The following is a 20,701-nucleotide window of genomic DNA, read 5'->3' on the forward strand; positions in this document are numbered from 1 at the left end:
TACGGGACGAAGCGAGGCGGCCGGGCCCCCACGACTCCGTGGGGGCCCGGCCGCCTCGCTTCGTCAGGGGCCGGGGCATCGGGGTCCGGCGCCCGTCATGAAATCCATATGACATCTGTCATCCCCAGGACACGACCCCCGGCACTGCCGTCCGCCCGCCCGGTGCCGGAAGCTGTATGCCATGAGCGCTACAGCGGGCACCACGAGGCCCACGGAACCACGGGACGGGACCGGGCCGGTCGTCGCCTTCTCCGGGGTGAGCAAGACCTTCGGCCAGGTCAAAGCCGTCAACCAGCTGAACCTGACGCTGCACGCCGGTGAGACCGTCGCGCTGCTCGGGCCGAACGGCGCCGGCAAGTCGACCACCCTCGACCTGCTGCTGGGCCTGCGCAACCCCGACGCGGGCAGCGTCGAGGTCTTCGGCACGACGCCCGCCCGCGCGATCGCCAAGGGCCTGGTCGGCGCGATGCTGCAGAGCGGCGGCCTGATGGAGGAGGTGAAGGTCAAGGAGCTGGTGAAGCTCGCCTGCGACCTGCACCCGAGGGCGTACAAGGTGAGCGAGGTGCTGGAGAGCGCCGGGATCACCGACATCGCCGACCGCCTGGTCAACAAGCTCTCCGGCGGCCAGGAGCAGCGGGTCCGCTTCGCGCTGGCGACCGCCGGGGCCAACGACCTGATCATCCTGGACGAGCCGACCACCGGCATGGACGTCACCGTCCGCCAGGCGTTCTGGGCCGCCATGCGCCGCCAGGCCGACGCCGGCCGCACGGTGCTGTTCGCCACCCACTACCTGGAGGAGGCCGACGCGATCGCCGACCGGGTGATCGTGTTGCACCGCGGCCGGATACTGGCCGACGGCTCGGCCGCCGAGATCAAGGCCAAGGCCGGTGCCCGCCGCGTCGTCTTCGACCTGGAGGGCCCGATCGACGAGGGGGCGCTGCGCGGGCTGCCGTTCCTCACCGCGCTGGACGTCTCCGGCCACACCGTCCGCATCCAGTCCAGCGACGCCGACGCCACCGTGCACGCGCTGTACGGCCTCGGCGTCTACCCGCGCAACCTGGAGGTCTCCGGACTCGGCCTGGAACAGGCCTTCATCGCCATCACCGACGCCGCGTCCGCCGAGGAGGCGGTCTGATGTCCACCACGACACCCACCACGACGCCCGCGACTCCCACCAGGACGCCCTCCGCGATGTCCACCACGTTCGCGTCCAGCTCGCTGATCAAGCTGGAGATCCTGCGCACCCTGCGCAACAAGCGCTTCATGTTCTTCTCGGTGATCTACCCGAGCGTGCTGTTCCTGATCATCTCGGGACCGGCGAGCAAGACCGCGAAGGTCCCGCACACCGACCTGACGATGCAGCTGTACTACCTGGTCGCCATGGCCTCGTTCGGCGCGCTCACCGCGGTGCTGATGGGCAACAGCGAGCGGATCGCCAAGGAACGCGAGAAGGGCTGGACCCGGCAGCTGCGGCTGACCGCGCTGCCCGGGCACGGCTACGTGATCGCCAAGATCGCGTCCGCCGCGACCGTCACGCTGCCCACGATCGTGGTCGTCGAGGTGGTCGCCGCCGCCGTCAAGGACGTGCGGATGGAGGCGTGGCAGTGGCTGGCGCTCACCTTCGCGATCTGGGCGGGCAGCCTGGTCTTCGCCGCGCTCGGCGTCGCCATCGGCTACCTGGCCTCCGGTGACGCGGTCCGCCCGCTGACGATGATCATCTACTTCGCGCTGTCGATCCTCGGCGGCCTGTGGATGCCGTCCACGATCTTCCCCACCTGGCTCCAGAACATCGCCAAGTGGCTGCCCACCCACCCCTACGCGGCACTCGGCCAGGCCATCGAGGTCGGCCACGCGCCGCACCTGCAAGACGTGCTGGTGCTCGCCGCCTACCTCGTGGCCTTCGCGGGCGGTGCGGCCTGGCTGTACCGCAAGGACACCCGGAAGGCCTGAGCGACGATGGGAGGCGACGACCGCGTGGGCGGCGGGACGGTGACGGAGCCGGAGGTCCGGGACATCGGCATGGGCATGGCCCCGGAGACCCGGCGCCAGCAGATCGTGAAGCTGTGCTGGACGCTCGTCTACCTGCTCTACATGGCCTACGCGGTCGCCGACCTCGTCTCCGGCGACCACACCGTCTGGGCGACCGTGCTGGGCTGGCTGGGCCTCGCCGCGTTCCTCACCCCGTACCTGTACCTCGTCCTCAGCCGCCGCCCGCGCGGTCAGCACTTGGCGGTCTGGCAGTGGGCGGCGCTGGGCTGGCTGTACGTGCTCGCGGTGACGCTGTCGCTGACGCTGGGCCAGGCGTGGCTGATGCTCTTCGTCTACGTGACGATCACCTCCGGCGTGCTGCTGCCGTTCCGGCTGGCGGCGCGGGCGGTGGTGGCGGTGTCGATGAGCCTGCTGGGCGCGGGACTGCTGCTGCACGCCAACGGCTGGCTGCTGACCGGGCTGGTCCTGCCGTCGCTGCTCGGCGGCGGGGCGATGATGGGCGTCTCCCAAATGGGCCGCACCATGCGGGAGTTGCGGGCCGCGCGGGAGACGGTCGCGCATCTGGCCGCCAACGAGGAACGGTTGCGGCTCGCCCGCGACCTGCACGACCTGCTCGGCCACTCGCTGTCGCTGATCACGCTCAAGAGCGAACTGGCCGGGCGCATGCTCCCGGACAAGCCGGAGGAGGCCGCCCGCCAGGTCGCCGACATCGAACGGGTGAGCCGTCAGGCGCTCGTTGACGTCCGCGAGGCGGTCAGCGGCTTCCGCAGGCCCACCCTCGCCGTCGAACTCGCCGGTGTCCGCACCGCGTTGCACACCGCGGGCGTCGAGGCCGAGATCGCCCCCGCCCTCCAGCAGCCCGTCACCACCGCCCACCCCGGGCTCGGCGCCGAGCAGGAGGGCGCGTTGGCCTGGGCGCTGCGGGAGGCGGTCACCAACGTCGTACGGCACAGCGGCGCGAGCGCCTGCGAACTGTCCCTGGACGAGGTGTGGGAGGCGGACGAGACCCGCTACCTGCGCCTGGAGATCGCCGACGACGGCCGGGGCCCCGCCCGCGGTCACCACGCGGGCAACGGCCTGAGCGGCCTGGAGGAGCGCCTCGTCCTGTCCGGCGGCCGCCTGGAGACCGGCCCGTCCCGCCGGGGCGGCTTCGCGGTCCGGGCGTACGTGCCGTTGCGCGCGGTCCAGGACCGCCCGATCACGGAGCCCTCACGCCCGCAGTGCTGAGGCGCGGGCCGCTCCGCTTCGGGCGGGCGAGGGGTGACCGGGTGGGGTGTGGTTCCCGGAACGCTTGTCACGTCGTTGTCTGTGACACGGGTTTTCGTCAACGGAGGTTGTCGGAAAGGTTGCTGGGGACATGGGGGTGACAAGCGTTTCGGGAAGGGCGGGGGGTTGGCCTTCCGCCGATCGCTCTCAGGCGGGACCGAACTCTCCCGCTTTGACGGCCGCGACGAAGTCGGCGAAGGCGGCGGCGGGGAAGGCGAGGACGGGTCCGTGCGGGTCCTTGGAATCGCGCACGGGCACGAGGCCGTGGCCTGCGGCCACTTCGACGCACGCGCCGCCGTTGTTGCTGTGGGATGACGTGAACCAGCGAAGGGGTTCGGTCATCGCAGCTCCCCGGTCTTGATGCCGTCTATGAAGGCGGCGAAAGCGGAGGCCGGGAAGGCGAGGGCGGGTCCGTGCGGGTCCTTGGAGTCGCGGACCAGTATGTGGTCCTGTGCGTCGGCGACTTCGACGCACTGGCCTCCGTTGTTGCTGTGCGAGGACGTGAACCAACGGAGAGGTTCGGTCATCGCAGCTCTCCAGCCTTCATGCTGGCCACGAAGGCGGTGAACGCGTCGGCGCGGAAGGTGAGGACCGGTCCCTCCGGGTCCTTGGAGTCACGTACGGGGACCACGCCTTGGGAGGCGATCAGATCAGCGGCGACTTCGACGCACGCGCCGCCGTTGTCGCTGTACGAGGACTTGAACCAGCGAAGGGACTCGGTCATCACGGGCGTCCTTTCAGACGGCGCCGAACTCTCCAGCCTTGACGCCCTCCACGAAAGCGGAGAACGCGCCGACCGGGAAGGAGAGAACCGGCCCGTTCGGGTCCTTGGAGTCACGGACGGGAACGATGCCGTGCGCTCCGCTGAGGTTGGCGGCTACCTCGACGCACTGGCCGCCGTTCTCGCTGTACGAAGACTTGAACCAACGGGGGGATTCGGTCGTCACGGGGTACCCTTTCGCAACTCGTTGATCATGGCGACAGATTCCGCCTGAGAAGGCGCTTCTGCCTGTAGCTGATGGTAGGCCGTCAGCAGCGGAAGCACGTATGTACTATCCCGTTCGAGGTGGCCCCGTTGCGCGGACTCGGCATACGAGACGAGCGAGCGATCCGGGAGCGTCAGCACGGTTATGGGAAGGCTGAGGGGTCGGCGTTCTCCCATGCTGAACGGTGCGACTTGGAGGACGGTGTTCGGCAGCTCAGCGAACTCGATCAGCCTGTCCAGCTGGGCTTTGATGACGTCTGGTTGCCCCATGGGCCGACGCAGGCAGCTCTCGTCGAGCACTGCGAAGACCAGGGGTGGGGGCGTCCGGGTTAGGGCAGCCTGGCGTTCCGCGACCAGCGCGATCCGTTCTTGCGCCTGGTCGTTCGTGATCGCCCCCCGTTTGACGGTGCTCTCCGCGATGATCGCCGCGTACTCCGGCGTCTGAAGCAGCCCAGGGATCACGCCCACCTCGTACAACCGGATCTCCGCCGCCTCCGCCTCGTGGCCGATGAACTGCGGGAAGCCCTCCAGCAGGCCCGAGTTCCGCACCTTGCGGTAGGCGCGTTCGAACGTCTCCCCGGATGCCAGGGCCACGTCCGCGCGGCGGGCGAGGAGCAGGGTTGGCGGTTTGCGGGCTGTTTCGATGGCGGAGACGTGCTGGCTGGAGTAGCCCATGCGCTCCGCCAACTCGTCCTGTGTCCAGCCGCGTTCCTCGCGTGAACTGCGCAGACGTGCGCCGAAGCTCGCCTGCGGAGAACTGTCGGGGTCTAACTCCTTGCGGTTCAACGGAACACCACCGAACCCTTCCTCCCCGTAACGCACGTTGATTGGTAACTGACTCTAGGTCACGCTGAACTCGCTTGGTAGCGGAATGGCTACGGAGAGGAGTGATCGTGTGTGACCAGGGCGTTCCTGCGGGGCCGATGGAGCTTCCGCGTCCGCCTGAGCCGGGGGCGCTCGTGGTGGATGTGGCGCGGGACCGGGTGGGTGAGTTCCGTGGTGAGTGGTGCGGGCGGTGGTTCCTGCGGCCGGTGACCGGTGGGCGGGAGTGGGCCGCGCGGCCGAAGGACGTGCGGGCGGTCAGTCCGGAGCAGCGTTTACGTGCTCAGACGGCGAGGGCGAACGCCCGTAGTCGCGGGGAGGTGTTGTGAGCGCGCCGAGGCGGGTGTTCGGGTTCGTGGAGTGGACGTTGCGGCCGGACCGGGACGACGACGCACCTCCCGTGACCTACGCCTTCCGGTGTCTGGCGTTGCGGGAGGACGACAGCGAGTGCGGGGAGCGTTCGCAGGCGAGTGCGGATCCGTGTGTGCCGCAGGAGTGGGCGTTCGGGCATCTGCGGGAGAACCCGGAACACACCAGCTATGCCGAGGTCATCGAACGCCCCTGGGTGATGTGGCGAGGCGGCCCGGCATGAACGGAACCTACCGCTGCGAAGTGGTGGCCGAAGGCCAGGTGTTCGGCACGGGGGAGACCCGCACGTACCTACTGGCGGCCTGGGACACGATCTCGCCCAAGCTCGCGCTGCGCTGGCTGACGGCCCAGGCCGAACGCCTCGCGGAGCGCCTGGACCCGGACCCGGCCCGGGCGCCCTGGACCCGCCCGGCGCACACACCCCACGCGGACGGCCTGACCGCGTTACGGCAGGCCGAACAGCCCGCGCAACGCGAACTGCTCAAGTACGGCACCCCGTTGACCCTGGTCATACGTGACACGGACTGCCGCTGGACCCTTTCCGTCCGGCCGGTGCGGCACTCGCCCCCGCCCGCCCCTCAGCCGATCCCGTTCAGTGGGACGCCCCGAACCCGCGTCCTCGCCGCGCTGATCGCCCTCTGCCGCCGAAGGGCCGCCCGCCACGGTGCCGGCCGTCGCGCCGCCGCTGATCACGGCTCCCCGTCCGGGCGACACGGAATCCGGCCGAGTCGATGGCCGCGCGGTCGCCATGAAGGCCGCCGAGTGGCGCCCGGGTGGTGTGAACAGGGCTGATTTCAGGCCACCGTACGCGTCGCGGAACGCCGCTGATGGGTGGTTTGCGTGCGTTCGGCCGCTGATCATGGGGAGCGGGTCGGCCGTCGACCGGCCAGGAGCCGGCCCGTGCCCCTATTCGGAGGAGTGCTGCCCGCCATGGCGAAGAGCTCGATCGACCTGCCGATGAGTTTCGAAGTCCCGGAAGTCTTCCACGACATCGATTTCTCCGTCTCCGCCGAGACCAACACCGACAAGCTCATCGAGCGCCTGAACACGGTCGATCCCAAGCCGTCGCAGGAGGAGATGGCCCACGCGGTCCTCGCGCAGCAGACGATGTACGAGCTGCTCTCGGCCGCCGGGGCGGTCTATGCGGGCACGCTGCTGTACGGGCCGACCAAGGAGAAGCCCGACGCGAAGCTGGCCTCGGCGATCCTGACCGTGACCGCGCGCCCCAGCGAACTGTCCAACGAGCAGACCGTCCACCGCCTGGCGCGCACCATGGGTGCCGTCTACCAGGAGGCCGAGGTCGGCGTGGTGCGCCTCGCGGCGGGCCCGGCGGTGCTGCTGACCGAGGAACGCAAGGTGGAAAAGCCCGTCAACCTGCTCACCGAGGGCGGCGGTCCCACCGTCGTACGCCAGCTGCACGTGTTCGTGCCGATCCCGGGCCGCCTGGCGATGGCCGACTTCGCCATCGCCACGGAGAACCTCGCCGAGTGGGACGCCTGTGTGGAGATCCTCGCCGAGGTCTGCCGCACCATCACCTTCGACACCGCCGCCGCGGCCTGACCGGGCAGAGGGACACCATGCACATCGAGTACGGCATCGACCTCGCCCTGCACCAGCTGGGATACCAGCCGGGCAACCAGGACAAGATCGTCTTCAACGCCCAGAGCGAACTGAACATGTACACCACCAACGCCAAGGACGCGATGAAGATCTGGGGGTGGGACCCGGAGGCGCTGCGCCCGGAGGACCACTACCGGATCGACCAGCTCCTGCGCATGTACGTCTTCCAGCGCGACCAGATCCTGGCCGCGTTGAAGCGTGTGGACGGGGAACTGCCCGGCAGCCAGGAGGCCGAGCAGCAGCTGGCGGACTTCAAGGCGTTCCTGTCCAAGGAGATGAGGAGGGTGCGCGGGCTCACGTCCTACAAAGAGGATCTGACCGAGGAGGAGAAGGAGAACTGGCACACCGCCATCGACGTGTGGCACGAGGAGCAACGGGAACGGGGCAGCCAGGAGGAGTTTCCCGCCGTCGCGGGCGTCGTCGCCTTCCAGCACCCCGCCGTCTCCCGCTACCTGGGCAAGATCCCTTCCCTGGCCATGGGCGGGTACACGGGCGGGGGAGGCTACTTCCGGCTGACGGACAACGGCTATCCCCGCGAGTGGATCGAGGACGGCGGCCTGTACGACCTGATCGACATGGCGATGGCTCTCCAGGCCGAGTTGCAGCTCCAATGCCTGCTCGTCGACCGCGAGTTCACCCGGATCGTCGCCACCCGCGGCCAGGAGTTCGCGTACCTGAAGGCGGAAGCGGCTCGCAAGGCCGCCGAGGAGAGCACGAGCTTCTGGGCGACCTTCGGGGACATCATGGGGATCGTCTCCGCCGTAGCGGGAGTGCTCGCGCTCATCCCGGTCCTCACGCCCATCGCCGGGCCCGTGGCCGCGGTCGCCGCCCTGGAATCGCTGGGTGCCCACACCGTGGACGCGGTCGTCAAGAACAAGTGGGACGAGATGACCGTCGTCGGCCTCGGTGCCGACGCCCTCGCCGCCCTCCCGGGCGTGGGCGCGGTCGCCAAGAGCCTCAAGGCGGGCAGGGCCGGCATGAAGTTGATCGGCACCGGTGCCAAGGCCATGTCCAAGGCGAAGGTCTTCACCGCCACCGCCGGACGGGAGTTCCTGGGCGTGACCGGGGGTGCGGGCAAGGGGGCGAAGGCGATCGCCGAGGCGGCCGAGGCGTCCAAGGTCTTCGACTACATCGGCACCAAGGGCGCCAAGCTCGTCAAGGCGTCCGCGGCCAGTGGAAAGAAGGCCGGGAAGTTCCTCCAGGGCTCGGTCAACCTCGCCACCCAGGTCCCCCTGGTCGTGGAGATGTCCTCGGGTTCGGACATGTCGACACCGAAGGACGCCGCCGCCGGAACCGCTCTGACCGCCAACTTCGGCCAGAGCATCGGCAGTTGGGGTGTCGTCGGTGACGCGGCGAAGAAGGGCGGCACCCTGTCCATCGCCGTGTTCTCGAAGATCATCGGCCGCCGCTGATCCGCTCCCCGCGGGGCACCGACCGCCGGGTGGCCCGGACGGGCCGGACCACTCGGCCCGCCCGGTGCGGCACCCGCACCCGCCCGTGCGGCCGTCAGGCGCTGGGGTGATCGCCCGCCCACACGACGGGGGTGCGCCGCGCCCAGGGAGCGGCCCGCTCCAGTTGCCCCGCGAGGCGGAAGAGGACGTCCTCGCGTCCGTAACCCGCCGCGAACTGGACGCCGATGGGGAGTCCGGTGGCGGGATCGGTCTCCAGGGGGACGGACATGGCGGGGGTGCCCGCGACGTTGAACGCGGCGGTGAAGGGCGAGCGGTGGAGGACGTGCCGCAGCCAGCCGAGGCCGTCGGCGCCCTCGGCGCCGTGCGCGTACGTGCCCAGGGGGACGGGCAGTTCGGGCAGCGTCGGGGTGAGCAGCAGGTCGTATTCGGTGAAGTAGCGGCCGATCGCGCGTGCGACGCTGTTGCGCATCGCGAGGGCGTGGACGAACTCGACGCCGCTGACCCGCTGTCCGTAGGCGTAACTGGCCAGTGTCCCGGGCTCGACGGTGGTGGAGTCGACGGGCCGTCCGAAGGCCGTGGCGAAGCCGTCGATCCACGTCACCAGATTGGTGCTCCACAGGCGGGCGTTGGCCAGGAGGAACTCCTCCCAGTCGACGCCGAGGCCGACCCGCACCTCTTCCACCCGGTGCCCGAGGGACTCGGCGAGCCGTGCGGAGCGGACCGTGGCGTCGAGGACCGTGGCGTCGACGGCCCGGCCGCCCCAGGGCCGCGTGAGCAGGCCGATCCGCAGGCTGCCGGGGGAGCGGGTGATCTCCTGGGCGTAGGGCCGTTCCGGCCGCCGCGCGGAATAGGGGTCACCGGCCTCCGGGCCGTGCACGAGGTCCAGCAGCGTGGCGCTGTCGCGTACCGAACGGCTGAGGACGCCGTGGACGGCGAGCCCGTTGAAGACCTCGTCCACGTCGGGACCCATGGAGATCCGGCCGCGGGTCGGCTTCAGCCCGAACAGGCCGTTGGCGGCGGCTGGAACGCGGATGGAGCCTGCCGCGTCGGTGGCGTGCGCGACCGGGACGACGCCCGCGGCGACGGCGGCCCCCGAACCGCCGCTGGAGCCGCCGGAACCGCGGGCCGGGTCCCAGGGGTTGCGGGTGGGGCCGTACAGGACGCCTTCCGTGGTGGTGCTGTACGCGAACTCCGGGGTCGCCGTGCGCCCGAGCGTCACCAGCCCGGCGCGGCGGAAGCGCGCCATGAGCGACGAGTCCGCCCCGGCGACGTTCCCGGCGGCTATCCGGCTGCCCAGCTCCGTGCGCTTCCCGGCCATCGTGACGGCGAGGTCCTTGATGAGGAAGGGCACCCCGGCCAGCGGCGTACTGCCCGGGGCCGGGTCGTCCTGGGCGGGCCAGGTCTCGACGACGGCGTTGATCCGCGGATTGACCGCCTCGCAGGCCCGCTGGGCGGTCGAGGCGAGTTCCGCGACGGTCACCTCGCCGCGGGCCACCAGGTCGGCCAGGCCGACGCCGTCGTGGCGCACGTACTCGGAGAGCTTCATGTTCGTCCGTTCGGGAGGGCCGACGCGGGAGGGCCGGCACAGGGGGATCGGCACCAGGCGGCGATACCGATCGGTATCCAACGAGACCGATCGGTATCGCTTGAGACTGATCGGTACCGTAGCATTGCCGCCAGGGTGGTCCACCGCCTCACCGGAACGACGAGGAGCCGCATGGCGAACACCGGCAGAGCCGGCAGGCAGAGCAGGGTGGCCACGCTGCCGCCCCGGGAGCGGATCCTCGACGCGGCGGAGGAACTCTTCACGCGCGAAGGGATCAAGGCGGTGGGCGTCCAGGCGATCGCCGACCGGGCCGGGACCACCAAGATGGCGCTGTACCGGCACTTCGCCACCAAGGACGCGCTGGTCGAGGAGTGGCTGCGCATCGTCGCGGCCGACTACACCGCCGTCTTCGACCAGTTGGAGACCGCGCATCCCGACGACCCCCGGGCGCAGATCCTGGGAATGGCCCGGTTCATCGCCGACGGACTCCCCGGGATCTCCCACCGCGGCTGCCCGTTCATCAACTCCCTCGCGGAACTGCCCGACCGCGCCCACCCGGCACGGCGGCTGATCGAGGCGCACAAGGCCGGCCAGGCGCGCCGCCTCACCGGCCTGTGCGCCCGCGCCGGGCTGACCGATCCGGACGAGGCGGCGGCGGAGATCACCTTCGTCCTCGAAGGAGCCCAGGTGTCCACGCAGAACGCGAGCGTCGAGCGCGTGGGCGAGCGGCTCATGCGGATCGTCCAGGGCGTCCTGGACCGCCACTCGGCCCGCTAGGCCGGAACCATCGAGCTGTCGCCCGAGGGTGGCGGTCGGTCCGGTGGTCGTGGACGCGCCCTCAGCGCGATTCCGGGTCCCGGGACGGGGGTGGCGGGGCAAGGGTGCCGAGGCAGCGTCCCAGGCCCTCGTGGCCGGCCGTCGCCTCGGGGAGGACGGAGGCCGGCTCCGGCAGAACCACGGTGAGCAGAGGGCCCTCGATGGCGCTCTCGGTCAACGAGCCTCCGATGTGCTCGCTCACGGCGTCCAGGGCCGCGAGGAACGAGGGGACCGGTCGCGGTTGTTCCAGGCGGGCTCGCACCGCGTTCCACAGCAGGTGTGAATGGTTCGGGTCGAAGCTGTACGGAGTGCCCGGTTCGAAGGCTTCCCGCTTCTGCCCGTTCTGCCAGTGACTGACGGCGTGGAGCGCGCCCGCGCGCATGACGGTGAAGCTCTCCGTGTCGCGGGAGACCTCGGTGAGCACGTGCGCTGTCCAGCCCTGAACCCCACGGGTCTCGAAGCAGAACGCCCAGCCGTCGACGGTTCCCGCGCGTAGGAGGGACGCGTCCGCCGGGGGTTCGGCGATGCTCTCCTGTTCCGTCAGCACGCGCGGGTCACCGGAGTGGGCGCCGTAGCGGCGTAGCAGAGCATGTGGGTCGAGGCCGCGGGCGAAGGTGAGGCAGAAGGCGGGATAGTCGTCAGTGAGGGCCCAGTGCCAGGGGGTGGCCGTCATGTGAGGGTGTCCTTGCCTCGGCCGGACCCCGCCCGCCGCGCAGCGGCCGGAGTCCGGAGGACTGCTGAGCGGTCAGGTTACGCGGTGATGGTGACGGTGTACTTCTCGCCTTCCAGAACACGGGAGGCCGCCGGAAACGCGCCGACGGCACCGCCCGCGGCGGAGTTCACCTGCAAGGGGACGTGCGCGCGCACGCATGGTTCGTCGTGGGTGACGGGACGCTTGGGATCGGCTTCGTAGAACTTCCATACGCCGTTCTCCCGCAGCGGGACGACTTCGGCGCACAGCCCGCCGTTGCGGCCTCCCTGGACCGTTGCGGCGAAGGGGTACTCGTCACAACTGTCGTCGGGTACGACTGAGGCGGGCTTCGGAACGAAGGGGGCGGTGCTCTTGGCGCCGCAGGTCGACGCGCGGTGGGATTCCCCGCCGGCGAGGTCGGCGAGCCGCTGGAGGGGATTACCGGAGGACCCCCAGTGGTCGGACATGTTCTTCTCGGCCCAGGCGTAGGTGGCTGCTGCGGCTCCGTACCTGGACAGCGACAGGTCGAGGTCGGCGCGCCGGTCAGGGTAGACACATCCGGGGAACTTGCCGACGGCGTCGTCGCAACGAACCTTGTCGGGGCTGGACCAGCCGGTGCTCGGCTGGGTGGGGATGGCGCCTGTCGAGGTGACGTACAGGTGATGGCCGACGGTGACAAGGGTGTCTCTGCCCTTGCCGACCGGTGTGGAGAACGTGACGCTCCCCGACGCGGTCCCGCCGGCCGTGAGCGTCCTGGCCCCGGCCCACGGACTCGGACCGGTCGCCTTGCAGCCGCCGTCGCACGAGACGTCGAAGGCGATGTTGAGGCTCTTGAGCCGACCAGTGACTTCGGCGACGGAGACGGTCTCGGTCTCCCTCCACGTGGTGCTGGTCTGGCTCAGCGAAGCACTGTCGCCGACGACGATGATGCCGGTGCCCACTGCTTCGCCCTTGTTGTCGCGAAGGGTGTAGGTGATCCGGCCGCCGGTCAGGCACGAGTTGAAGCGGGTGTGCTGGAAGTACCCCGGCTTGGCGACGCACGTAGTCGCGCCGGAGGGGGTGGCCCGATCAGCGATGGCCGGCGCGCCGGCGAGGGCAGCGGCAGGTGTCATCTCGACGCACTCGGTGGTGGCGTCGCCGTTCTCGCGGTCCGGCGCGACGGCGGTGCAGGACGAACTGGCGTCCAGTGGTTCTGCGGGCGTCAGGTCGCCGTCGGCCGGGGCGCTCGGGGCTATGGTCCCGAGCAGCGGACCGGGTGATGGAGGAGCGTCGTCGTCCGCGCGCGCGGACGTGGTACCTGCCAGGGCGAGTGAGGCCACCGTCGCTATGGACGCTGCGGCGGTGATCAGGCGTCTGCCGTAGGTGTTCACTGTCATCCTCAAGTCCTCACAGTCGACGCACAGGTTTACGCCGACCGGCCGACTTTATGACTGTCAGACGGTCACTTCGGCATCATGCGAGCTGGATTGACTCAAAAATGATCTTGGGTGACCGCATCGGAGTGCGTAGCTCTGCCCGGTGCTCCTGGGTGCGGTGGGGCCGGAGGCCGGGATCGTTAAGCTGCCCGCATGAGCGATGCCAAGGACAGTCCAGCGGTGCGGCGCGTCAGGGTTCTGCTCGCCGAGGACCAGTCCATGGTGCGGGAGGCCCTGGCCACCCTGCTCGGGCTGGAGGACGACATCGACGTCGTCGCGCAGGTCGCGCGCGGGGACGAGGTGGTGGCCGCGGCGCGGGAGCACGACGTCGACGTCGCGCTGCTCGACATCGAGATGCCGGGGGCCACCGGCATCGACGCCGCCTGCGCGCTGCGGGCCGCGCTGCCGGGCGTCAAGGTCGTCATCGTCACGACCTTCGGCCGCCCCGGCTACCTGCGGCGCGCGATGGAGTACGGCGCCGACGCGTTCCTGGTCAAGGACGCCCCCGCGGCCCAACTCGCCGACGCCGTACGGCGGGTGCTGCGCGGCGAGAAGGTGATCGACCCGACGCTGGCCGCCGCCGCGCTGGCGGAGGGCGCCGACCCGTTGACCTCCCGCGAACGCGACGTGCTGCGCGCGGCGGCGGACGGCGCCGTCAACTCCGAGATCGCCGTCACCCTCCACCTGTCCGAGGGCACCGTGCGCAACTACCTGTCCACCGCCATCCAGAAGACCGGCGCCCGCAACCGCTCCGAGGCGGTCCGCATCGCCCGCGAGAAGGGCTGGCTGTGAACGGTCGAGGGCCCGCGCCGGTCCGTTGAGCGGCGGCGACCGACCCGGGCTCCGCGCCGGTCGGTCGAGCAGCCATCGACCCGGGCCCCACGCCCGTCAGTTGAGCAGTGCCCTCGTCGCGCGGGCCTGGTGCCGGATCTTCCCGGCCGCCTCCGGGTCGACCGCCTCGATCAGCTCCGCGTAGGCGTCCAGGCCGTCCGCACCGGCCAGGAAGTCGCCCCGCTGGACCAGGAGTTGGGCCCGCTCCAGCCGCAGCCGCGCCGGATGCCGGGGGAGCAGCAGGGCCAGATCGGTGGCCCACAGGCCGACCGCGGTCTGCTCGGGGCGGGCCGCGGCCCAGGTGCGGATGCTGCCCAGCACCCGCCCGATCACGTCCAGCGGCGCGGCGGGCTCCAGCGCGCGCGGCGGCACCGGCCCGCCCGCCAGCCGTTCCGCGTCGTCACCGCTCACCGGCACGCCGCCGTGGAACGGGTCGGCCAGCACGTACCGCCCGTGCGGATCGCCGACGCCGACCACGAAGTGCCCCGGCAGCGCCACCCCGTAGACCGGCGCGCCCAGCCGCCTGCCGACCTCCGTCCACACCACCGACAGCAGGATCGGCAGCCCGCGCCGCCGCCGCAGCACCGCGTGCAGCAACGAAGACTCCAGCCGCTCGTAGTCCGACGCCCTGCCGTGCAGCCCGCACCGGGTGCCCAGGACGTCCGCGAAGGCCGCGGCCCACTCCTGCGGCGTCGGCTCGCCGCCCGACGACGGCAGCCGCGCGCCCACCCGGTCGGCCAGCCGGTCGAGACCGCGCAGGGTGTCCTGCCGCGCCTTCTCGTCGAACGCCGGGTCGGCCCGCGTGCACACCAGCAGGCACAGCGCCGCCAGGTCCGGCCGCTCCGACCGCGCCTCGGCCGCGAAGCGAAGGCGCACCGCGGTCTCCTCCACCCCGGTCACCCCTCCTCCGCCGCCGAGGACTCCGTGGGCTCCGAGGACTCCGCGGGCTCCGGGCACCGGTAGTAGAGGTACTCGTGGTGCGTGGTGAAGCCCAGCCGGTCCCACAGGGCGCGCGCCGCGTCGTTGTCCGCCTCGACCTGGAGGTACGCGCCGCTCGCCCCCTCCTCCAGCGCCTTCGCCGCGAGCGCGGCCACCACCGCGACCGCGAGCCCCCGCCGCCGCGCCGAGGGCTCGACCTCGACCGCGCCGAACAGCGCCCACCGCCCGTCGACCACGCACCGCCCGATCGCCGACACGGCGCCCCCGCCGCCGGACCTCGCGGAGGCGAACCACACCGAGGCCCCGCCGCCCAGCACCGCCCGCGCCGCGTCGGCGCGTTCACCGGTACGCCCGTACGCCGCGAGCCAGTCCGCGTCCACCTCGCGGGCGAGCGTCACCCGTTCGGCACCGGGCAGATCGGCGAGCGGCGGCAGCGGCGCGGTCAGCAGCAGCGAACGCGCCCGCGGCGACCATCCCGCCGCCGCGAACGCCCGCGCGCCCGCCGAACCCGGCAGCGTCTGCGCGTACGCGGGCAGCCCGCGTTCCGCGTACCAGGCGCGCACCCGCTCGACCGCCCGCTGCGCCGGAAGGCCCGGATCGCCGAGCGCCAGCACGGAGTTGGCCCGGCGGGTGAAGCCGCCGGCCGCGCGCAGCGTCCATCCGCCGAGCACCTCGGTCTCCCGCGCGGGCCAGCCGTCCGAGGCGGTGCGCTGGAGTTCGTCCGCCGTCGCGGCGGGCGCGGCCATCCTCCGGCGGGCCGGGGCGTCCGGCACGACCTTGCCCGCGACCACGGATTCGTCCGGTATACGGACCACCTCACCGGTGCGCCGTGTGACGATCACCACACCGTCCGCCCAGGATGTGAGAACGCCGACCGCGTCGCGGAAGACCGGCCGTCCGTCGACGAGCTCAGCCACCGCCCGTACCGACACCCGTTTGCCCACGTCAGAAGGGGTGATCCGAATTTCGAGCCGTCCTCCGGCCGCGTAATTCACAGTGCTGTCAGCCCCCTGGAGTTCGTAAGGTGCCTGGGAACGGAGATACTAGAGGCGGGCATCGACGACGCCGCGCTCCCGCGCGAGATGAGCCCTACCGAGGAGGAACGACAGCGTGACCTACGTCATCGCGCAGCCTTGTGTCGACGTCAAGGACAAGGCGTGCATCGAGGAGTGCCCCGTCGACTGCATCTACGAGGGCCAGCGGTCCTTGTACATCCACCCGGACGAATGCGTCGACTGCGGGGCCTGTGAGCCGGTCTGCCCGGTCGAGGCGATCTTCTACGAGGACGACACGCCGGACGAGTGGAAGGACTACTACAAGGCGAACGTCGAGTTCTTCGACGACCTGGGTTCGCCCGGTGGCGCCTCCAAGCTGGGCCTGATCGAGCGTGACCACCCGTTCGTCGCCGCCCTGCCCCCGCAGAACGCGGAGCACTGAGCGTTCCACCGGCGCACGGCCGGTGAGACGGTCCCGCACGGCAGGCGCCGTGCGGGACCGCTGCCGTTCGGCCCGGGAACGCCCGCGTTCGGCACGAAGCACGACCGCGTGACAGAACGCAGCGCGTAACAGCACGAAGCACGTAGAGCACGAAGAGAGAAGAGCACCGTGGCGCGAGTCTCCGACCGGCTTCCCGTCTTCCCCTGGGACCGCCTGGAGCCCTACAAGGCGGCGGCCGCCGCACACCCCGACGGTGTCGTGGACCTGTCGGTGGGCACCCCGGTCGACCCGGTCCCGGCCGTCGTCCGGCGGGCGCTGACCGAGGCCGCCGACAGCCCGGGCTACCCGCTCACCTACGGAACGGCGGCGCTGCGCGAGGCGATCGCGGCCTGGTTCACCCGCCGCCTGTCCGCCGCCGTCGCCCCGGCCGACGTCCTGCCGCTGATCGGTTCCAAGGAACTCGTCGGCCTGCTGCCGCTCCTGCTCGACCTGCGTGAGGGCGACCAGGTCGCGTACCCGGCGCTCGCCTACCCCACCTACGAGATCGGCGCCCTGACCGCCCGCGCCGAACCGGTGACGTACGACGACCCGGTGACCGACCTCGACCCGTCCCGGGTGCGGCTGCTGTGGCTCAACACCCCCTCCAACCCGACCGGCCGCACCCTGGGCGCCGCCGAACTGCGCCGGATCGTCGAGTGGGCGCGGGAACACGGCGTGCTGGTCGTCTCCGACGAGTGCTACGTCGAGCTGGGCTGGGAGACCGAGCCGGTCTCGGTGCTGCACCCGGAGGTCTGCGGCGCGGGCCACCAGGGCCTGATCGCGGTGCACTCGCTGTCCAAGCGGTCCAACTTCGCCGGGTACCGGGGCGCGTTCCTCGCCGGTGACCCGGCGGTCGTCAAGGAACTGCTGGCCGTGCGCAAGCACCTCGGCCTCATCGTCCCGGCCCCCGTGCAGAACGCGATGATCGCGGCGCTGGGCGACCAGGCCCACGTGGACGAGCAGCGCGAGCGCTACGCCCGCCGCCGGGCCGCGCTGCGCACCGCGTTCGAGGGCGCGGGCTTCCGCATCGAGCACAGCGAGGCGAGCCTGTACCTGTGGGCGACCCGCGGCGAGCCGTGCTGGGACACCGTGGGCGACCTCGCCGAGCACGGCATCCTGGTCGCCCCCGGCGAGTTCTACGGCCCGGGCGGGCGGGAGTTCGTCCGTATCGCCTTCACCGCCACCGACGAGCGCGTCGCGGCGGCGGTCGCCCGCCTCGGGTAGCGGCGCCGGTCAGAAGCGCGCCGACGGTCCGGGCAGCACGGGCTCCGTCCCCAGCAAGGCGGAGCCCGCACCGGCGTCGGGCGCGGCGTGACAGGTGAAGCCGAGGCGCCCCAGCGCCCTGGCCACCTCGTCGGCGGTGAAGTCGCGGCGGTCCTGCCGGGTGATCACTTCACCCACCTGCTTGACGGGATAGGTGCGGCGGCCGATGGTCACCGACGCTCCGGTGACCTCCTCGGGTTTGACGCCCTTCATGGAGTGCTCCACCTCGCTCTTGACGAGGTCGAAGGCGAAACGGGCGATGATGCAGCGCATGGGGCCTCACCTGGCTCGGGGGGAAGGGGCGGGGATGACGTCCGTCCGGGGCCTGACCGGCCGTGGACGGCGCGGTGCGCTCACGCCGCGCCGCGCGCGGAGGAGCGGCGTCCGGGGCGGGCGGCGCGGGTGCGCCGGCCACGCGACGAGGCACCGCGCTTCGCACGCGGTTCCTCCGGCGCGCTGACGGTCACCGGGGTCCCCGTCGGGGTCCGGGCGCCGGTGATGCGGGTCAGCTCGGCTTCCCCGGAACGGACCCGGGCGGTGCGGGGCGTGATGCCCGCGGCGGACATCAACCGCTCGACGTCGCGCCGCTGCTCGGGCAGGACCAGGGTCACCACGCTGCCGGACGCGCCGGCCCGGGCGGTGCGCCCGCCGCGGTGCAGGTAGTCCTTGTGGTCGCCGGGCGGGTCGACGTTGACGACCAGGTCGAGGTCGTCGACGTGGATGCCGCGGGCCGCGACGTTGGTGGCCACCAGGGCCGTGACGTGCCCGGCCTTGAACTGGTCGAGGGTACGGGTGCGTTGGCCCTGGGACTTGCCGCCGTGCAGTGCCGCGGCGCGCACGCCGCTGCCGAGGAGATGGCGGGTGAGCCGGTCGACGGCGTGCTTGGTGTCGAGGAACATGATCACCTTGCCGTCACGGGCGGCGATCTCGGTCGTGGTGGCGTGCTTGTCGGCGGCGTGCACGTGCAGGACGTGGTGTTCCATCGTGGTGACCGCGCCCGCCGGGGGGTCGACGGAGTGGACCACCGGGTCGTGCAGGTAGCGGCGCACCAGGAGGTCGACGTTGCGGTCGAGGGTGGCCGAGAACAGCAGGTGCTGCGCGGTGCCGGGAACCAGGTCGAGCAGGCTGGTGACCTGGGGGACGAAGCCCATGTCGGACATCTGGTCGGCCTCGTCCAGCACGGTGACGCCCACCTGGTCGAGGCGGCAGTCACCGCGGCCGACGAGGTCGTTGAGCCGTCCCGGAGTGGCGACGACGACCTCCGCCCCGCCCCGCAGCGCGCTCGTCTGGCGGCCGATCGACACACCGCCGACGATGGTGGTCACCCGCAGCCGCAGCGAACGGGCGTAGGGCGCGAGAGCGTCGGTGACCTGCTGGGCCAGCTCCCGGGTCGGCACCAGCACCAGGGCCAGCGGTTGCCTCGGTTGCGCCCTGCGCCCCGCGACACGGCTCAGCAGGGCCAGGCCGAACGCGAGGGTCTTGCCGGACCCGGTGCGCCCGCGGCCCAGGACGTCCCGGCCGGCCAGCGCGTTCGGGAGGGTGGCCGCCTGGATGGGGAAGGGGACCGACAGCCCCTCGGCGGTGAGCGACGCCAGCAGCTCGGCCGGCATGTCGAGGTCGGCGAAGGACGCGACAGGCGGCAGCTGCGGGGTGGTCGAGACCGGCAGGGCGAAGTCGCCCTGGGGCGTGACGGGACGCCCGGGTCGCCGGGAGGCGTTCGGGCCGCCGGACCGCCGGCCTCCTCGGGAGGCGGAACGGCCGCCCTTGCCGGAGCCGCGCGAGCCGGCGGCGGGGGTGCGGTCGTGACGGTCGGTCGTGCGCGTGGTGCGGTTCACGGGGAACCTTCCTCGATACGGCACGTATCGAGGAAATCCCGGCAGCCGTGGACGGCGAAAGGGACCGCAAGAACGAGCCGAGGGAAAAGCGGGCGACGCGGATTTCGGAAGAGCCGCGCCGGGTGCTTCGAACAGGCCGGGATTTCCGCGAAAAAAGGGCGGATTTCCCCGGTCCTCATGGCCGATGGGCCGAATGGCGTCGCCCGGACGAGGGGACCGTGGGGGCGGCGGCCGGAGATCGGTCGTGAAGCGGCCGTGATGCATGGCCGCGAAAAAGAAACGAGCCGGGGCCCGCACCCATGGGTGTGGGCCCCGGTCGTCGGACGCGCAGGCGTCAGGCGGGAACGATGTTCTCCGCCTGCGGGCCCTTCTGGCCCTGGGTGACGTCGAAGGTCACCTTCTGGCCCTCCTGGAGCTCACGGAAGCCCTGGGTGGCGATGTTCGAGTAGTGGGCGAAGACGTCGGCGCCGCCGCCGTCCTGCTCGATGAAGCCGAAGCCCTTTTCCGAGTTGAACCACTTCACGGTACCGGATGCCATGTTTCTCTCCTTCGGGGGCAGTGCCCGAAATCCACACGGTGCGGATTTCGTGTCGCCGCGATGATGCCCCTGCCCGGAAAGCACACGGGGAGATGTAAAAGTACACACACCGGCCCGGGGGCGGTGGGAGTACTCGAAGTCTGTGGGAACCACAACTGCAACTAAAATCAAGGTAACACAGGTGCGGTCGCGGGGCGAGGGATCTTCCTTCGCCCCCATGGTCGCGACGGTGAATTTCAGGTGTTGCCAGGAGGGCGATACACGTTTTCGTCGTGGCCGCAAGGGGGCCCCAGAAGCCGAAGGGCCCGGGAAGCGGCGTGCTTCCCGGGCCCGTTCGTGTCGCCGTCGGCGACGGCTGCCCGCCTACAGCGGCAGGCTGCTGACCGGCAGGGACTCCGCGGTGGAGTGCAGGTCCTTGGTCGGCAGGGTGTTGCCGGTCAGGCCGTGCACCGGGAGCTGGTCGGTGAGGTGGTTGTCCTTGGCGGCCTTGCTGAGCGTGCCCGTGGTCTCGCTCACCGTCTGCCGCGCGGCCGGTGCCAGGGTCTTCGCGGCGTTGCCGCCCGCCTCGTTGACGACGCCCGCGGCCTTGTGGGCGAGGCCGTCGGCCTTGCCGCTCAGGTTGGACGCGGAGTCGAGGTTGGTCAGTCCGCCCAGGTCGGGGGTGTGCGGCAGCCCGGCGGCCGACGCGGAGCCGGCGCCCAGGCCGACGACGGGGGCCGCGGCCGCGACCAGCAGGGCGGCGCGGGCGATCCGACGCTTGAGGGGGAGGGACATGGTGCTCCTTTTACGGAGGGAGTGAAGACGGGACATCGGTCCGTCCGGCGGCCGGTCACCTGCGACCACCACCGCCCGGACGCCGTGACTACCGCGTGAGCCGCCGTAAAGTTG

At 71.4% G+C, this 20,701-nt stretch carries 25 protein-coding genes; 11 read left to right on the forward strand and 14 right to left on the reverse strand.

Going from position 1 to position 20,701, the window contains the following annotated elements; all coding sequences use genetic code 11:
- Positions 1 to 181: 181 nt before the first annotated feature.
- From K7472_RS04695 to K7472_RS04705, 3 genes are read left to right on the forward strand one after another with little or no spacing between them, the layout of a single operon-like run.
- Entirely contained in the window at positions 182 to 1,135 is a 954-nt protein-coding gene (locus tag K7472_RS04695; protein ID WP_222974146.1) for an ABC transporter ATP-binding protein, read from the forward strand.
- Between the two features lie 56 nt (positions 1,136 to 1,191).
- Positions 1,192 to 1,950: an ABC transporter permease gene (locus K7472_RS04700; RefSeq protein WP_222974389.1), complete on the forward strand. Its 759-nt coding sequence runs from the start codon at positions 1,192 to 1,194 to the stop codon at positions 1,948 to 1,950.
- A gap of 6 nt (positions 1,951 to 1,956) precedes the next feature.
- On the forward strand, positions 1,957 to 3,216 hold the full coding sequence (locus K7472_RS04705; protein ID WP_222974148.1) for a sensor histidine kinase: 1,260 nt from the start codon (positions 1,957 to 1,959) through the stop codon (positions 3,214 to 3,216).
- A gap of 186 nt (positions 3,217 to 3,402) precedes the next feature.
- On the opposite strand, the gene K7472_RS04710 is transcribed toward K7472_RS04705, so the two are convergent.
- Genes K7472_RS04710 through K7472_RS04730 form a run of 5 tightly spaced genes read right to left on the reverse strand, consistent with a single transcriptional unit; the run spans position 3,403 to position 5,026 of the window.
- Entirely contained in the window at positions 3,403 to 3,597 is a 195-nt protein-coding gene (locus K7472_RS04710; RefSeq protein ID WP_222974150.1) for a DUF397 domain-containing protein, read from the reverse strand.
- The gene (locus K7472_RS04715; protein WP_222974152.1) at positions 3,594 to 3,782 is read right to left on the reverse strand and encodes a DUF397 domain-containing protein; all 189 of its coding nucleotides are present in this window, start codon (positions 3,780 to 3,782) and stop codon (positions 3,594 to 3,596) included. The genes K7472_RS04710 and K7472_RS04715 overlap by 4 nt, the downstream gene beginning before the upstream one ends.
- Positions 3,779 to 3,979, reverse strand: a complete 201-nt coding sequence (locus K7472_RS04720; protein WP_222974154.1) for a DUF397 domain-containing protein — start codon at positions 3,977 to 3,979, stop codon at positions 3,779 to 3,781. The genes K7472_RS04715 and K7472_RS04720 overlap by 4 nt, the downstream gene beginning before the upstream one ends.
- Before the next feature lie 13 nt (positions 3,980 to 3,992).
- Positions 3,993 to 4,202, reverse strand: a complete 210-nt coding sequence (locus K7472_RS04725; RefSeq protein ID WP_222974156.1) for a DUF397 domain-containing protein — start codon at positions 4,200 to 4,202, stop codon at positions 3,993 to 3,995.
- Entirely contained in the window at positions 4,199 to 5,026 is an 828-nt protein-coding gene (locus tag K7472_RS04730) for a helix-turn-helix domain-containing protein (protein WP_222974158.1), read from the reverse strand. Before K7472_RS04730 ends, K7472_RS04725 begins: the two co-directional genes overlap by 4 nt.
- 361 nt (positions 5,027 to 5,387) lie before the next feature.
- Between K7472_RS04730 and K7472_RS04735 the strand changes: the two genes are divergently transcribed.
- The 4 genes from K7472_RS04735 (at position 5,388) to K7472_RS04750 (ending at position 8,463) form a co-directional block, all read left to right on the forward strand.
- Positions 5,388 to 5,654: a DUF7848 domain-containing protein gene (locus K7472_RS04735; RefSeq protein WP_222974160.1), complete on the forward strand. Its 267-nt coding sequence runs from the start codon at positions 5,388 to 5,390 to the stop codon at positions 5,652 to 5,654.
- Entirely contained in the window at positions 5,651 to 6,223 is a 573-nt protein-coding gene (locus tag K7472_RS04740; protein WP_222974161.1) for a hypothetical protein, read from the forward strand. Before K7472_RS04735 ends, K7472_RS04740 begins: the two co-directional genes overlap by 4 nt.
- Positions 6,224 to 6,361: 138 nt before the next feature.
- A complete protein-coding gene (locus tag K7472_RS04745) occupies positions 6,362 to 6,991 on the forward strand; it encodes a hypothetical protein (protein ID WP_222974163.1) in 630 nt (209 codons plus the stop codon).
- A 17-nt stretch (positions 6,992 to 7,008) separates the two neighbouring features.
- Positions 7,009 to 8,463 (forward strand): hypothetical protein, encoded by a 1,455-nt coding sequence (locus K7472_RS04750; RefSeq protein WP_222974165.1) that lies wholly within the window; start codon positions 7,009 to 7,011, stop codon positions 8,461 to 8,463.
- Positions 8,464 to 8,557: 94 nt separating this feature from the next.
- On the opposite strand, the gene K7472_RS04755 is transcribed toward K7472_RS04750, so the two are convergent.
- Positions 8,558 to 10,009: an amidase gene (locus K7472_RS04755; protein ID WP_222974167.1), complete on the reverse strand. Its 1,452-nt coding sequence runs from the start codon at positions 10,007 to 10,009 to the stop codon at positions 8,558 to 8,560.
- A gap of 171 nt (positions 10,010 to 10,180) precedes the next feature.
- Here K7472_RS04755 and K7472_RS04760 point away from each other — a divergent pair, with 171 nt between their 5' ends.
- The gene (locus tag K7472_RS04760) at positions 10,181 to 10,786 is read left to right on the forward strand and encodes a TetR/AcrR family transcriptional regulator (RefSeq protein ID WP_222974169.1); all 606 of its coding nucleotides are present in this window, start codon (positions 10,181 to 10,183) and stop codon (positions 10,784 to 10,786) included.
- A 61-nt stretch (positions 10,787 to 10,847) separates the two neighbouring features.
- Here K7472_RS04760 and K7472_RS04765 read toward each other — a convergent pair whose 3' ends face one another.
- Together K7472_RS04765 and K7472_RS04770 are read right to left on the reverse strand one after the other, a co-directional pair.
- The gene (locus tag K7472_RS04765) at positions 10,848 to 11,498 is read right to left on the reverse strand and encodes a DUF6461 domain-containing protein (protein ID WP_222974171.1); all 651 of its coding nucleotides are present in this window, start codon (positions 11,496 to 11,498) and stop codon (positions 10,848 to 10,850) included.
- 77 nt (positions 11,499 to 11,575) lie between these two features.
- Positions 11,576 to 12,892 (reverse strand): NucA/NucB deoxyribonuclease domain-containing protein, encoded by a 1,317-nt coding sequence (locus tag K7472_RS04770; RefSeq protein WP_222974173.1) that lies wholly within the window; start codon positions 12,890 to 12,892, stop codon positions 11,576 to 11,578.
- Positions 12,893 to 13,084: 192 nt separating this feature from the next.
- On the opposite strand from K7472_RS04770, the gene K7472_RS04775 reads away from it, so the two are divergent.
- A complete protein-coding gene (locus tag K7472_RS04775; RefSeq protein WP_222974175.1) occupies positions 13,085 to 13,723 on the forward strand; it encodes a response regulator transcription factor in 639 nt (212 codons plus the stop codon).
- Positions 13,724 to 13,819: 96 nt separating this feature from the next.
- Here K7472_RS04775 and K7472_RS04780 read toward each other — a convergent pair whose 3' ends face one another.
- A complete protein-coding gene (locus K7472_RS04780) occupies positions 13,820 to 14,653 on the reverse strand; it encodes a transglutaminase family protein (protein WP_222974391.1) in 834 nt (277 codons plus the stop codon).
- A gap of 5 nt (positions 14,654 to 14,658) precedes the next feature.
- Complete coding sequence (locus K7472_RS04785) at positions 14,659 to 15,696, reverse strand: GNAT family N-acetyltransferase (RefSeq protein ID WP_222974177.1); 1,038 nt, start codon at positions 15,694 to 15,696, stop codon at positions 14,659 to 14,661.
- Between the two features lie 115 nt (positions 15,697 to 15,811).
- Between K7472_RS04785 and fdxA the strand changes: the two genes are divergently transcribed.
- On the forward strand, positions 15,812 to 16,138 hold the full coding sequence (gene fdxA, locus K7472_RS04790) for a ferredoxin (protein WP_222974179.1): 327 nt from the start codon (positions 15,812 to 15,814) through the stop codon (positions 16,136 to 16,138).
- Between the two features lie 168 nt (positions 16,139 to 16,306).
- The gene (dapC, locus tag K7472_RS04795) at positions 16,307 to 17,401 is read left to right on the forward strand and encodes a succinyldiaminopimelate transaminase (protein ID WP_222974181.1); all 1,095 of its coding nucleotides are present in this window, start codon (positions 16,307 to 16,309) and stop codon (positions 17,399 to 17,401) included.
- Positions 17,402 to 17,410: 9 nt separating this feature from the next.
- Here the strand turns inward: dapC and K7472_RS04800 are convergent, their stop codons facing one another.
- The 4 genes from K7472_RS04800 to K7472_RS32455 form a co-directional block, all read right to left on the reverse strand.
- Positions 17,411 to 17,713 carry an SCO5918 family protein gene (locus K7472_RS04800; protein WP_222974183.1) on the reverse strand — a complete coding sequence of 101 codons (303 nt, stop codon included), beginning with the start codon at positions 17,711 to 17,713 and terminating at the stop codon, positions 17,411 to 17,413.
- A gap of 80 nt (positions 17,714 to 17,793) precedes the next feature.
- A complete protein-coding gene (locus tag K7472_RS04805) occupies positions 17,794 to 19,275 on the reverse strand; it encodes a DEAD/DEAH box helicase (RefSeq protein WP_308013772.1) in 1,482 nt (493 codons plus the stop codon).
- A 334-nt stretch (positions 19,276 to 19,609) separates the two neighbouring features.
- A complete protein-coding gene (locus K7472_RS04810) occupies positions 19,610 to 19,813 on the reverse strand; it encodes a cold-shock protein (protein WP_222974187.1) in 204 nt (67 codons plus the stop codon).
- Between the two features lie 363 nt (positions 19,814 to 20,176).
- Complete coding sequence (locus tag K7472_RS32455) at positions 20,177 to 20,587, reverse strand: ATP-binding protein (protein ID WP_252395042.1); 411 nt, start codon at positions 20,585 to 20,587, stop codon at positions 20,177 to 20,179.
- Between the last annotated feature and the right edge of the window lie 114 nt (positions 20,588 to 20,701).

This window comes from Streptantibioticus parmotrematis, from assembly GCF_019890615.1.
Classification (GTDB): Bacteria; Actinomycetota; Actinomycetes; order Streptomycetales; family Streptomycetaceae; genus Streptantibioticus_D; species Streptantibioticus_D parmotrematis.